The sequence below is a fragment of the Sphingomonas populi genome, from assembly GCF_004208535.1.
In the GTDB taxonomy this organism is placed as follows: domain Bacteria; phylum Pseudomonadota; class Alphaproteobacteria; order Sphingomonadales; family Sphingomonadaceae; genus Sphingomonas; species Sphingomonas populi.
In genome coordinates this window covers 1-12,789 of record NZ_SGIS01000028.1, presented here as the reverse complement: position 1 = coordinate 12,789, position 12,789 = coordinate 1, and the positions used below count along the sequence as shown (strand labels likewise).

The window sequence follows — 12,789 nt, the reverse complement described above, 5'->3', positions numbered from 1 at the left end:
GAGCGCAGGTGTCTCGACTGCGCTCGACACGAACGGGGAGGAGTGCGCGTGCCCCAAACACCACCGTCTGAGGCACGCGCTTCGACACGCTCAGCGCGAACGGCTCATTTCAAATACCGATCAAACCAAGCCACCGTCCGCGCGCGCAGATCCTTGGCATGCGCCGGCAACCGCACGCCATGCCCCTCGTCGGGGTAGATCACGAGACTGGTCGGCACGCCCATGTCCTTGAGCGCGTGCCAATATTCGGTCGATTGCGTTGGCGGCACCTCGATGTCGCGCTCGCCCGCCCAGATGAAGGTCGGGGTCTTGGCGGCCTTGATGAAGTAGATCGCCGAGGCCGCCTCATACGCCTTGTAATCGTCGTACAGGGTCTTGCCGAAGAACGGCAGCATCCACTGGTCGATGCCGTTGGTGCCGTAATAGCTCACCCAGTTGGACAGCCCCGCGCCCGCGACGATCGCTTTGAAGCGGTTGGTCTGCGTGTTCGCCCACATCGACATGAACCCGCCATAGGAGCCGCCGGTCAGCCCGAGCCGGGCGTCGTCGACCGGCGCGGCCTTCTCGACCGCGTCGATCCCGGTGAGGATGTCGCGCAGATCGCCGCCGCCGAAATCGCGCTTGTTGGCGGCGGTGAACGCCTCGCCCTGGCCGTAGCTGCCGCGCGGATTGGGGAGGAACACGTAATAGCCGGCGGCGAGCAGAGTGCCGCTGGTGCTGTCGGGGATGACATAGGACGGCACGTTCGCCGCCGCCGGGCCGCCGTGGACGATCGTCACCATCGGCGCCGTCTTGGCCGTATCGGCGCCGAGCGGCGCGAGCAGCCAGCCCTGCACCTCGAACCCGTCGTTCTTCCAGGTGATGCTGCGCGCGGCGGCGAGCGCGGGCGCGGCGTCGTTATCGTGGGTGATCGGCACCGGCGCGGCGACCGGCCCGGCATAGATGGCGGGCGCATGCGTGAAATCCTGCACCACCATCGCGACGCGGCTACCATCGGCGCTGTAGGCGACATGCCCGTCGCCCGCGCCGAAACTCGCCGGGCGGTGCCAGCCGAGCGCGGCGGCGCGCTCGCCCACCGAAAGCAGCCCGAGGTCGCTACCGCGCAAGGCGGTGCCCTGCACGCCGGCGCGCGTCCACGCGATCGAAGTCGCGGTGAACTTCGCGCCTGCGGTCAGGTTGCGTGGGGTGCCCCCGGCGAGCGGCACGCTCCACACGTCGCCGCCGACCGAGCCGAAATCGCTCATCAGCCCGCCGACAAAAGCGACGCTGCGGCCATCGGGCGAGACGCGCGGAAAGTTGATCTGAGTCGTCGGTTTGGCGATATTGCGAACGGCGCCGGTGGTCGCATCGATCCGGTCGAGCGTTGCCACCCACCAATTGTTGTCGCCATTGCCGGGCGCGCTGGTCACCACAAAGCCGGTGCCGTCGGGCGTCCAGTCATATTCGTAGACGTAGCGCCCCGCCGGCGAGAGCGGCTTCACCGCCGCCGCCGCGACCGCCGGGGCGGCGAGGTCGAACACCGCGATGCGCTGCTCGTCGCTGGTCTCGCCGATCTCGCCGACCTGCCGCACCCCGGCCTGATTCGCGCCGATCTCCTTGGCCGCGCCGATCGTGACGAGCAGCGCGATCCGCGTGCCGTCGGGCGAGAAGCGCGGCGTCTCGGCGACACCCGCGATCGTCGCGACGGTGCGCGTGGCCTTGCCGTCCTCCACGCCCAGCGTGACGATCCCCGCCGCCTTGTCGCGCGCCAGCCACGCGAGCCGCCCGTCGGGCGCGAACGTCACGTCCGAATAGGTACACGTCCCGCACGGATCGAGCGTCCGCACCACTTCGCCGTTTGCCGCGCGCACGGTGATGACGCCATGTGCCGTGCCGACCGCGTCGATGCTGGCGATCCGGTCACCGCGCGGCGCGAGCGCGAGATCGGCGTAGTTGCGAACCGGCGCGGCCAGTGCGGGCGTGGCGGCCGACGCCAGCAGGGCGGCGGCGAGAAGGAAACGCATACGAAACTCCGTCAAAACACTTAGTGAACCACCTGACCCGTTCGTGCTGAGCTTGTCGAAGCACGTGCCCCGAACGCTGGCGCTCTGGGCACGCCCTTCGACAAGCTCAGGGCGAACGGTATTTTGTCAGGATTCCAATCAATAATCCTTGGAAACCCGCACGTTGGCGCTTTGCCGCCCCAACGTCGAGATCGTCGACAACACCGACAGCCAGCGCGTCACCTGGAACTCGACCTGGGTCGCCGAATAGCCCTGCCCATCGGTGATGATCTCCGCGAACAGCTTGCGCGTCACATATTTCCCCGCCGCCACCGACGTGCCGGCCCCGGTCTGCGGGTCGGCCGGCAGGATACGCAAACGATCCAATCCCGCCACGCGCCGCACCGCGTTGATCGGATCGAGCCCGCCCTTGCCGTTCTGCAAGGCCGCCACCGCCGACGCCAGTTGCAACGCCTCGGGCGCGGACAAATTGGTGATCGACGTGCCGAACAGCAGCCGCGAGAGCAGTTCGTCCTCAGGCAGCGCCGGATTGCTGGTGAACGAAATCTCGGGCTTGAGCGCCGGGCCGGTCACGCGGATCGTCGCCGACAGGCCGGTCGAATCGGCGTTGGCGGCGATGTCGAGCGCGGGATTGGCGGGCACGTCGCCCTGAAACAGGATCTTGCCGCGATCGAGCTGGAACTCGCGGCCCGCGAACTGGTAATCGCCGCGAACCAGATCGGCGCGGCCGGTGATCGCGGGATTATCAGGCGCGCCGCCGATGTCGAGATCGGCTGACCATTCGCTGCGTAGGCCAAGCCCGGTCACCAGCAGATTGTTGGCGGCATGCGCGTGGACCGCGAGCTTCCACGGTTTGCGCGGGCGCTCGTCTTCCTCGCCGCCGCCGGGCAGGTTGATCTCGCGGATGTTGAGCTGCGGAACCGCGCTGGTCGCGCTGGCTTGCCCCAGCCGGTAGCGGCTCTTGGTCAGCGTCACCTTGCCCGCGATCGTGCCGCCCGCGCCGTCCGACTTGAAGTTGAGCGGGCCGGTCACGGTCGCGGCGATATCGTCGCGGTTGATGAGCAACGCGGTCTGCGCCTGCACCGACAGATCGATGCCGAAGCCGTTGGCGGCGGCGAGATCGAAGCTGCCCGATCCGGTCACGCGCCCGCCCTTGCCCGCGTCCGCCGCGAGCGAATCGAGCACCAGCCGCGATCCGCCGAACCGCCCGCTCGCCACCACGTTGGTCAGCACCGTGCCTGTGGTCGCGCTTTCGAGCTTGGCGCCCTTGGCCTGCACCACGCCGCTGATGCGCGGGTTGTCGAGCGTTCCGCCAACGTCAGCGCCGATCGCGACCGGGCCGCTCAGGTCGAACAGTTCGATTCCGGTCAGCCGCCACACGGTATCCGCCGGCCCGTCATAGCGGAGCTGCGCGAACAGCGGCGCGTGCGCGATGCGCGCGGCGAGATCGTCGCCAGCCGCCAGCGTCAGCAACATCTGCGCGCGCCCGACCGTCTTGCCGCCGCTGGCCGCGACGGCGCGCGCGGCGATCTTGCCGGGTTCGAGAATCCCGGCAATGCCGACATCGACTGGCCGCGACGACAGCACCAGCCCGGAGCGGGTGAGGCCCCGCACCGTCATGTTGATCTTCCCCGTCGGCGCGGCGCCGCGCGACTGCACGAACGCGACCTTGCCCGACGCCTCGCCGCCAAGGCCAAGCCCCGGATAGCCGATATCGAGCACCGCCAGCGGCATCTTGGTCAGCGTCGCATCGACTGCGCTGGCGGTGCCGGTGAAGCTGCCCGACAGATCGGCGGTGCCGCCCGCGAAGCTGAGCTTGGCCGGCGCCAGCCGCCAGCCGTCCTCGCTGCGCGTGAACACCGCCGGCCCGACCAAAGCGAGCGGGCGGCGGTCGAGTGTCCCTTGCGCCGCCACCGAATAACGGTCGGGCGTCACCGCGATCACGCTCTGGATGTCGAACGCACGGCCGCGCGATCCCGCGATCGACGCGCGGATTTCGCCGCTGCCGCCGCGCAAAGCCGCGTGGATCGCGGTGCGGCCGATCACCAGCGACCCGCGCCGGATGCCCGATGCGGTCGCGGTCGCATCGATCGAGGTGCCGGCGGGATCGAACACCGCCGCCAGATCGAGATGCGCGCGCCGCACCGTCACCGCCTGCGCCAGCCGCGCGGCAGTCGCGTCGAGATGCGCCTCGATCCGCTGGTGCATGTCCTGCGGGCGGAACAGCAAGTCGCCGGCAAGACCACCCCCCGCCAGCGCGAGCGTGCCGTCGAACCCGCCCTCGACGATCGCGAGATCGCCATGCGCGCGCGTGCCGCTGACGTTGAGCTGCGCGATCGAGATCACCGCCTGACCGTCCTTGGGCAGCAGGATCGCGCCCTCGCCGTCGAACGGCCCGAGCCGCGAGCCGCCGCGCGCGGCGAAGGCATAGCCCGCCGGGGTCGGATCGAGATGCGCGACCACGTTCGACAGTCCCATCGCTTCGTTTGGCTGCGCGAAGACGAGATCGAGCGTCGGCTTGTCGATCTTGCCGTCGAGCTTGAGCGTCAGCGGGCCGTAGCTCGCCTGTGTGCCGCTGCCTTCGAAATGAAACGTCCCGTCACGCCGCCGGATGCCGTTGCCAGTGATGCGGATCTGCGGCCCGGTCAGCACGAGGTTGGTGAAATGGAGTACGCCATCGGTGGTGCGTTCCAGATTGGTCACCAGCCCCGGCAACCCGCCCGCGAGCGAGCGGAAGAACGCATTGTCGAGCCGCAGCATCCGCGCGCTGCCCTTGCCGATCACGCGCGTCCCGTGCCCGCCCGGCCCCGGCACGACATGCAGCGACGAATTCACCTCGACGATGCCGAGCCCCGGAATCAGATAGCGCGACAACCCGCCGTTCAGCCCGACCTCGTAATGGCCGTTGCTGAGATCGACGAGCAGCGACAGCCGCCCGTTGAGCTTGTCCGATGCGAGCTTGAGATCGTCGCCGGTGACGAGCTTGCTCGTCACGCGCAACACACCGTCGATCGACAAATTGCGCAGGATGCCGCCGGCGACATCGCCGATCCCGGTCACGCGCGCGGCGGTGAGGCGGATCGGCACCACCACCGGCGCTTTCGAGAAATGCCCCTTGCCGGCGGCACGCACGCTCTCGAACCCGGTCTTGTCGAACGCCACGCGCTCGCCGGTGAGCCGATAGTCGAACGCGGCGGTGGCGAACGCGCCATCGAGGATCGCGCGCAGTTCGATCGCACGTCCGGTCATGTTGGGGAACAGCGCCGACGGCTGGAGCATCCGCATCCGCACCCGCACGTCACGGAACGCGCTCGCGGCGAGATCGAGCGCACCTTCGCCGTGCAACGCCACCGACGCCGAGTGCAGATCGAGCGTTCCGGCCAGCCGCCGGTCAACCAGCGTCGCGGTGCCGTTGACGGTGACGCGCGGCGCGCTCAGCCGTTGCAGCTTGCCGTGCGTAAGCGGCGCGACGATCAGCGTTCCGCCCAGCGCATAACTGCCCGCACGGTTGCCGAGCGTCAGGTCGGCCAGCCGCACGCTGCCGACATCGGCGATCACGCGTCCGCGCCACGCGCTCCAGCGGCCATCGCCATGCACCTCCGCCGCGATCGGCTGCGCGAACCCGCTCGCCTTGGCGAGCACCCCCTTGGCGGTGCCGCGCGCGTGCAGATCGATATCGAAGCGGTCGCGGTCGGGCTGCGCGTCCAGCTTGAGCCGAAGCATGTCGCTCCCCGCCACCACCGCATCGAGATCGACCAGAGCGCGTCCATTTCGAATTTCGGCGCGCCCGCTCAGCCGCCCGCGCCGCGCGACGCCGGTGATCGCCGGCGCGACGTTCAGCCGGTCGATCCGCAGCGTGTCGATGCGGATGTCGAAGTCGGGCAGGATCGGCCCGGTGCGCCCGGTCGGCACCGTCTCCGGCAGCTTGAGCAGCCGCGCCTGCGGCACGATGAGGCTGGTGATGTCGAGCCGGTTGTGCAGCCACGCCAGCGGCGACCAGCTAAGCTCGGCACGCGGCGCGTAGAACACCAGCCCCTTGGGATCACGCAGCCGAAAATCGACGAGGGTCGCGTGGCCGAACAGCGACCCGTCGATCCGCCCGATGCTGTAGCGCAGGCCATTCGTGGGCCGCAGCGCGCCCACCCGGTCGATCACGAAGCGATGCCCGATATCCGAATCGAGCGTGACGATCCCCAACGTCAGCACTGCGAGCAGCAGCACCACACAGTTCGCGATCCACCGCCGCCAGCTTCGCCGTGACTTGCGCGGCGGCGGGGGAGGGGGCTCCGCTTCGTCGCTCAAAACGCCTGCCCCAGCGAGACATAGACCGCGACGCGCGGATCGCCCTTCTGCGGGTTTACGGGCGTGCCGACATCGATGCGGATCGGCCCGAAGTTCGAATAATAGCGCACGCCGAGCCCAGCGCCGTAGCGGAACCCTGAGAATTTCGGCAGCGGCGTGGTGTAGATGTTGCCGCCGTCGAAGAACGGCACCACCCCGAACGCGCCGAACGTCTTGATCCGCGCTTCCAGCGAGAATTCGCTCAGCGATCGCCCGCCGATCGGATCGTTATTGGGGTCGCGCGGGCCGATATCCTGATAGCCATAGCCGCGCACCGATGCGCCGCCGCCCGAATAGAACCGCCGCGACGGCGCGATCGCATCGCGCGGCGCGCCCGCGATCGTGCCGAGCCGGATTCGTCCCGCCACCACCACGCCCTTGGCGGCCCGCTTGTACGCGCTCGCATCGAACTGGATCCGCGCATAGCCGAACACGTTCTTTTCCAGCGACACTTCGGGGGAGAACCGCCCGGCCAGCCGGAACCCGCGCGTCGGGTTGAGCAGATCGTCCGATCCGTCATAGCTCAGCGTCGTCGGCAGCGCGCCGATGAAATAGGTCTGCCGCCGTGGCGCGCCGGTCGAGAGGATCACGTCGCGCTCGTCCGATGCGGTCAGTTCGGTGCCGACCGACCACGTCCATTTCTTCTGGAAGAAGATGTTGGTCTGCCGCTCCAGGCTGCTCGTCAGCGACACCGATTTGGCCTCGTAAGCGGTGCGTTTGAGGTTGGAAGCGGTCGCCTGAATCGTCAGCACGCGGTCGCGCCCGTGGAAATTGTTGCGGCGGTAGGTCGCGCCGGCAAGCTGTTCCTGTGTGCCGAGCACACCGCGCAGGATCAGCGCGCCTTCGGGCGGGAACAGGTTGCGGTGCGTCCAGCTCACCTCCGCGCGCGCGCCCTCGCCGGTGCCATAGCCGAGTTCGCCGGCGATCGTGCGCGGCGGTGCCGGCTCGGTCGCGACGAGGATGTCGACCAGATCGGGGTCGCTCGCCGGCACCGGCTTGATCGTGACGCTCGACACCAGGGATGTCTGGATCAGCGCGCGGCGCAGATCGGCGAGCGCGACATCGTCGAACGGCTTGCCCGGCGTGAAGCGCGCGATCTCGGCGATATGGTGTGCGCTGAAGACGTGCTTGCCCTTGGTCGTCGGCACGATGATCGTGCCGAACCGCCGCGCGGTGCCGGGCGCGACCGTCATCGCCAGCGTCGCGGTATGCGCGGCATGATCGACCACGATCTCGGGCTCGCCGACCACCGCGAACGGGAAGCCGCGATGGCCGATCGTGGTGCGCAATTTCGCCTCGCCGCCCGCGATCGTATCGGCGTTGACCGGATCGCCGGTCTTGACGCCAAACGCCGCGCGCAGCGCAGCCGCCTTGTCCCCGGTCGCGTCGAGCCCGGTCACCTGCACCCCGCCGAACGTGTAGAGCGCGCCCGGCGCGGCATCGAGCACCACCTGCAGACGGCCGCTGCCGGGGTCGATGCGCGTGGCGACGCTCGCGTCATAATAGCCCTCGGCGCGCAGCAGCCCGGTGAGCAAAGCGGCATCCTCGCGCGCGCGCCGGTCGAGTTGCGCCGCGTTGGCGGGCTGGCCCTCGTTGGTCTTGAGCGTCGAGAGCTGCTCGAAACGCTGGTGGAGCAACGGCGAGGTGACCGCGTCGATCCCGTCGATACGGAAGCTGTAGCGCGTGTCGCCGCTTGCCGCCTGCGCCTTGGCGGGTGCGGCGGTGCCCGGCGCGCCGAGATCGGGCCAGTCGACGCCAAGCCCCGGCAGCGGCGCCAGCGGCGACTGCGGATCGAGCGGCGGCTCTTTTACAGGTGGCCCGTTTACAGGTGGTTGGGGGGCAGGCGGCTCCGGCGCTGGCGCAGCCGGTTGCTGCGCGCGGGCCATCGGGCAGGCAAGCACCAGCAAAACCGCGGCGGCGCCATACGCCGCGCCCCGCTGCCCAAGCGACAACGTCATGCCTGTCGTCCTAGCCCGGCCAGCGCCCGGCCAACAAGCGTTTATCGTCCCCGCTCAACCGCGATCAATGCACGCTACGGCCCGTGCCTCGGCGAAACCCGGTCACTGCACCGTGCCGATCGCCGCCCCGGCTGACATCAGCACGATCAGCCGCTCGATCTGCCGCCAGCGGCAAAAGTGGATATGGTTGCCGAGATCGCGGCTGCGGTCGGCGCGCGCCGCCGCCTCGAACCCCGCGTCGTCGCCGAACGCGGCGATCAGCGTGGTCGCATCGGCAACCTCGCTGCGATGCCCCAGCCACGGCATACAGGCCATTCCAAATTCTCCGCAAATCGCTTGGGCGAGAGGTAAACACGGATCATGCCACGACCAGCATCGCCGCCCGCGCTGCGGCGCACGGTGGTAAACGCTTGTGGAACGGCGCGTGCCACCCGTCCCGCCACGGGACGCTGGCGTCCGGCAGCGGGACATGGCAGAGCCGGTGGCATGGCAAGCAAATCCCCAGCCGCCGGCGGTGTCCTCATCGCGATCGGCGCGATCGGCGGCGCGGTCGCCGGCCTGTTCCTCGGCGAACCCAGCAAGGGCCTGTTGCTCGGCTTCGGCGCGGGCACCGGCATGGCGATCGCGATCTGGCTGATCGACCGGCGGCGGTAGCGCGGCCACGCGGACAGTCCGGGGTGACGATGGGGCGAACCGCTCAAACCCCACTCCGTTCGTCCTGAGTAACTGCCGAGTAGCCCGAAGGGCGTATCGAGGTAGTGTATCGAAGGACAGGCACCGCGCGACCACCTGTGCTTCGATACGTGCTCTCGATACGGGCCTTTGGCTCTACTCGATCCCTACTCAGCACGAACGGCGGAAGTGATGTCGTCACGCTCTCCAGCCGCTACCGCAAAGCCCGCGACAGCCACACCACCCGCCCGATCACCTCGACCGCCGCCGGCGCCTGCGCCGCAATCTCCGCCGCCGCCGGATTGTCGCTGGTGATGCGCAGCATCGCGCCATCGCGCGCCACCCGCTTGACCAAGAGCGCCCCGTCGAGCCGGATCACGAACACCGCAGGCTGATCGCGCACGCGCCGGTCGCGCTCGTCGACCAGCATCAGGTCGCCATCCTCGATCAGCGGCGCCATCGAATCACCGCGCGCGCGGATCTCGGCGGCGTCGCCGGGGCGCACGCCGAGCTGCGCGAGCAGGCGCGGGTCGAAATGCGCCGCGCCGCCCGCCCGATCCTCCTCGGCGAGCGCACCCGGCCCGGCCGACGCCTCGATCTCCAGCCGCCGTATCGCCACGCTCGGCGGCGCGGCGGTCGGCCCGCCCAGCTCCGCCTCGTCGACCCGGAAGAACGCCGCGAGCAACCGCCGGTCGGCTTCGGCCAGCACGCGCGGCGTGCCGCGCTTCACAAATTGTTGAAGGTACGCGTCGTTGCGCCGGAGCATCCGCGACAACGCGCCATAGCTGTGCCCGCTCGCGTCGATCAGCGCCGCCAGCCGGCCTCGAATGTCGTCGCGCGCCATCCGTTCACCATAGCCTAGGAAAATTCCTAGACAAGTTGGAAATGCGAGAACAAAAACGGAACATCAAGCGAGTCGAGGAGGCGGACGGGTGATGATTCTGGGCAAGATCGATCGATATCTCAAGGCGACGGCGATGGCGCCGACGCGGTTCGGGCGGATGGCGGTGCGCGATCCGCGGCTGGTCCATGACTTGCGGCGCGGGCGCGAGCCGGGCGCGCGCATGGTCGCGCGGATCGAGGCGTTCATCGGCGAGCGCGGCCAATGAGCCGCGGTCCCGACGCGGGCGTGCGGCTCGAACGCGCGCTGGTCGCAAACGCCGCGCAGGCCGGCTGCCCGGTGACGATCGCCGACGCGACCTGGGTGCGCTGGGCGAGCGCGACCTTCACCGGCGCGCGCCACACGCTCTGGCTGACGGGCGCGGCGGGGCCAGCGCTCGACCGCTGGCTCGCCGATCTGCCCGAGGCCGAGCTCTCGGTGCGCGAAAGCCTCGTCGCCGATCTGCGCATCGTCGCGGTGGCGCGCACGGGCGAACAGGCACGCATCACGCTGGAGGCGTTGACCGTGGAAGCGTAAAAATCCGGTCGTGCCGAGCGGGCGACAGGCGTGGATTTCGCTCGGCACGAACGGGTCAAGAAAAGCGCGCCTCGTTTCATCCGAAATGGCGCCTTCCCTTGGCGCGCCGATGCGCTACGCTGCGTGCAACAGGGGGAAGATATCATGCGAAGTGGGCGGCTCGTGTCGGCGCTGGTGGTTGCGGCTTTGCTTTCGGCGTGCGGGGGTGATGACGGTGGCGGCGGCAGTGCCCCGGTCGCGACCAATCCGACGCCCACGCCGACTCCCGCCCCGACGCCCACCACCACCGCCGGCTGCACGTTGCGCGAGCGCGAGACCTGGGCGGCGGCGCAGCTCAACGAATGGTATCTGTTTCCCGAAACGCTGCCGGCGAGCCTCGATCCGACGCCGTACAAGACCCTGTCCGATTACGTCGACGGTCTCACCGCGACGGCGCGCGCGCAGGGGCATGACCGCTATTTCACCTATGTCACCTCGATCGCCGAGGAGAACGCCTATTTCTCCTCGGGCACGAGCGCGGGACTCGGCGTGCGGCTGGCGCTCGATTCTACGGGCAAGCGGCTGTTCATCGCCGAGGCGTTCGAGGGCGCGCCCGCGCTCACCGCCGGGCTCGATCGCGGCACCGAGATCCTCGCGATCGGCACGAGCAGCGCCAACCTCCAGACCGTCACCAGCATCTACACCGCGAAGGGCCAGGCCGGGCTGGTCGACGCGCTCGGCCCCGACGATGCCGGCGTTGCGCGCGTGCTGCGGGTGAACGACGCTGGCGGCACGCGCAATGTGACGGTCACCAAGACGAGCTACGACATCGCGGCGGTCTCGACCCGCTACGGTTCCAGCGTGATCAACGATGCCGGGCACAAGGTTGGCTACGTCAACCTGCGCACCTTCATCACCAGCGCCGAGAACCAGTTGCGCACCGCCTTCGCCACGTTCCGCGCGCAGGGCATCACCGAGGTGATCGTCGATCTGCGCTACAATGGCGGCGGGCTGGTTTCGACTGCGCAGGTGCTCGGCAACCTGCTCGGCGGCAACCGTTCGACCGCCGACGTGTTCGCCTATCAGACCTTCCGGCCCGAGAAATCGGTGGAGAACGAGACCATGCTGTTCGCGCCGCAGCCGGAATCGGTCTCGCCGACCAAGATCGCCTTCATCGGCACTGGCGGCACCGCCTCGGCGAGCGAACTCGTCATCAACGCCTTCCCGCCATACCTGCACGCCAACGCCGCGCTGATCGGCACCAACACCTATGGCAAGCCGGTCGGCCAGATCGCGCTCGACCGCGCGGCCTGCGACGACCGGCTGCGCGTGATCGCCTTCGCCACGCAGAACAGCGCGCACAATGCCAATTACTACAACGGCCTCGCCTCGACGATGGAAGCGAGTTGCGCGGCGAGCGACGACCTCACCCACAAGTTCGGCGACCCGCAGGAATCCTCGATCCGCCGCTCGCTCGACTATCTCGAGGGCAAGAGCTGCACGCGCGTCTCGGCGACGGCGAGCACCGCCACCGCCTCGGCCCCCGGCGCGCTGAAGGTGGCGACGCCGGCGGTGCAGACGTTGGTAACGCCCGATCGGCCGTCCCCCGCGCAGCGCGAGGTGCCGGGGCTGTTCTAGGCGCGGCGCGGCAGGTTTCGGCCTGCCGCATCGGCGTTGATCTGCGCGCGCAGTGTCCGCAACAGGCCCGCTCGTTTTTCAAAAGGGCCGAGAATGCGCAAACTCGTTCAAGTCGTATGTGTCGTGCTGGTCGCCGCGGTGGTGATGTTCGGCGGGCGCTGGTATATGTACGTCGCGATGGGCAGCAGCCCATATGACGAGGTCGGCATCGCGCTCAACGGCTACGCGCCGGCGCCGCTGCGAAGCTGGGGCTGCCACACGATGCACCAGCGGTTCCCGGGCCAGTTGCCGCCGTATGGATGCGCCACGCCGGATGGCCGTAGCTGGATGTAAGCGTCACCCCTCCCGCGAGCGTCGCGCACCTTTGGCGGTGTGGACCAGTACAGCGGTGGAGAGCAGGATCGAGGACACCAGCACGGCGATCGACACGATGCCGGCGCTGGTGACCTTGACGCTCGCCGTCATCCGCGCGCGGCGGCCGAACACGATCGCGGCCTTGGCGCGGTGATGGACTGGCTGGCGGGGTAATGCGGGGACGGGCGGGTTTGGCATGGTGATGCGAGGCTACGCCCGTGACCGGGTTTGTCGCAAGGAGGTTAGTGACCTTTTCGCGTTACTTCACGAGCCAGCAGAGGTAATTATTTTTGTAGTCTCATACCAAGTCTCGATGATCGTGACTCGCAAGGGCTTGCCAGCGGCGGTAAGCTTTGATTCAAGATGGCAAACGGACTGGAGTTTGCCATGCCTATCGCACTTCGCACCGACTTCGACGCTTCTGCGG

General features: G+C 68.9%; 11 protein-coding genes. 5 read left to right on the top strand and 6 right to left on the bottom strand.

Translation table 11 applies throughout. The features are described from left to right. Positions 1–104: 104 nt before the first annotated feature. The 4 genes from EWE75_RS16625 to EWE75_RS16610 form a co-directional block, all read right to left on the bottom strand. Positions 105–2,003 carry a S9 family peptidase gene (locus EWE75_RS16625; protein ID WP_130159231.1) on the bottom strand — a complete coding sequence of 633 codons (1,899 nt, stop codon included), beginning with the start codon at positions 2,001–2,003 and terminating at the stop codon, positions 105–107. Between the two features lie 138 nt (positions 2,004–2,141). After that, positions 2,142–6,224 (bottom strand): translocation/assembly module TamB domain-containing protein, encoded by a 4,083-nt coding sequence (locus tag EWE75_RS16620; RefSeq protein WP_231708406.1) that lies wholly within the window; start codon positions 6,222–6,224, stop codon positions 2,142–2,144. Between the two features lie 77 nt (positions 6,225–6,301). Next, positions 6,302–8,302, bottom strand: coding sequence for an autotransporter assembly complex protein TamA (locus EWE75_RS16615; RefSeq protein ID WP_130159230.1), 2,001 nt, complete (start codon positions 8,300–8,302; stop codon positions 6,302–6,304). Positions 8,303–8,404: 102 nt separating this feature from the next. Continuing rightward, entirely contained in the window at positions 8,405–8,617 is a 213-nt protein-coding gene (locus EWE75_RS16610; protein WP_130159229.1) for a hypothetical protein, read from the bottom strand. A 171-nt stretch (positions 8,618–8,788) separates the two neighbouring features. On the opposite strand from EWE75_RS16610, the gene EWE75_RS25115 reads away from it, so the two are divergent. After that, complete coding sequence (locus EWE75_RS25115; RefSeq protein ID WP_165388424.1) at positions 8,789–8,956, top strand: hypothetical protein; 168 nt, start codon at positions 8,789–8,791, stop codon at positions 8,954–8,956. Positions 8,957–9,188: 232 nt separating this feature from the next. Here the strand turns inward: EWE75_RS25115 and EWE75_RS16605 are convergent, their stop codons facing one another. Next, positions 9,189–9,818, bottom strand: a complete 630-nt coding sequence (locus EWE75_RS16605; protein WP_130159228.1) for a S24 family peptidase — start codon at positions 9,816–9,818, stop codon at positions 9,189–9,191. A gap of 88 nt (positions 9,819–9,906) precedes the next feature. Here EWE75_RS16605 and EWE75_RS25110 point away from each other — a divergent pair, with 88 nt between their 5' ends. The 4 genes from EWE75_RS25110 (at position 9,907) to EWE75_RS16590 (ending at position 12,341) form a co-directional block, all read left to right on the top strand. Then, positions 9,907–10,083 (top strand): hypothetical protein, encoded by a 177-nt coding sequence (locus tag EWE75_RS25110; RefSeq protein WP_165388423.1) that lies wholly within the window; start codon positions 9,907–9,909, stop codon positions 10,081–10,083. Further along, on the top strand, positions 10,080–10,391 hold the full coding sequence (locus EWE75_RS16600; protein WP_231708405.1) for a hypothetical protein: 312 nt from the start codon (positions 10,080–10,082) through the stop codon (positions 10,389–10,391). The genes EWE75_RS25110 and EWE75_RS16600 overlap by 4 nt, the downstream gene beginning before the upstream one ends. 144 nt (positions 10,392–10,535) lie before the next feature. Continuing rightward, positions 10,536–12,008, top strand: coding sequence for a S41 family peptidase (locus EWE75_RS16595; RefSeq protein ID WP_130159227.1), 1,473 nt, complete (start codon positions 10,536–10,538; stop codon positions 12,006–12,008). A 93-nt stretch (positions 12,009–12,101) separates the two neighbouring features. Next, a complete protein-coding gene (locus EWE75_RS16590) occupies positions 12,102–12,341 on the top strand; it encodes a hypothetical protein (RefSeq protein WP_130159226.1) in 240 nt (79 codons plus the stop codon). Positions 12,342–12,344: 3 nt separating this feature from the next. Here EWE75_RS16590 and EWE75_RS16585 read toward each other — a convergent pair whose 3' ends face one another. Next, a complete protein-coding gene (locus EWE75_RS16585) occupies positions 12,345–12,560 on the bottom strand; it encodes a hypothetical protein (RefSeq protein ID WP_130159225.1) in 216 nt (71 codons plus the stop codon). Positions 12,561–12,789 lie beyond the last annotated feature (229 nt).

What these genes read in the sequence shown, in the direction of transcription:
- EWE75_RS16590 (WP_130159226.1), top strand. Translation starts at nt 12,102, where the DNA reads ATGCGCAAACTCGTTCAAGTCGTATGTGTCGTGCTGGTCGCCGCGGTG.
- EWE75_RS16610 (WP_130159229.1), bottom strand. Translation starts at nt 8,617, where the DNA reads ATGGCCTGTATGCCGTGGCTGGGGCATCGCAGCGAGGTTGCCGATGCG.
- EWE75_RS16585 (WP_130159225.1), bottom strand. Translation starts at nt 12,560, where the DNA reads ATGCCAAACCCGCCCGTCCCCGCATTACCCCGCCAGCCAGTCCATCAC.
- EWE75_RS16625 (WP_130159231.1), bottom strand. Translation starts at nt 2,003, where the DNA reads ATGCGTTTCCTTCTCGCCGCCGCCCTGCTGGCGTCGGCCGCCACGCCC.
- EWE75_RS16615 (WP_130159230.1), bottom strand. Translation starts at nt 8,302, where the DNA reads ATGACGTTGTCGCTTGGGCAGCGGGGCGCGGCGTATGGCGCCGCCGCG.
- EWE75_RS16605 (WP_130159228.1), bottom strand. Translation starts at nt 9,818, where the DNA reads ATGGCGCGCGACGACATTCGAGGCCGGCTGGCGGCGCTGATCGACGCG.
- EWE75_RS16595 (WP_130159227.1), top strand. Translation starts at nt 10,536, where the DNA reads ATGCGAAGTGGGCGGCTCGTGTCGGCGCTGGTGGTTGCGGCTTTGCTT.
- EWE75_RS16600 (WP_231708405.1), top strand. Translation starts at nt 10,080, where the DNA reads ATGAGCCGCGGTCCCGACGCGGGCGTGCGGCTCGAACGCGCGCTGGTC.
- EWE75_RS25115 (WP_165388424.1), top strand. Translation starts at nt 8,789, where the DNA reads ATGGCAAGCAAATCCCCAGCCGCCGGCGGTGTCCTCATCGCGATCGGC.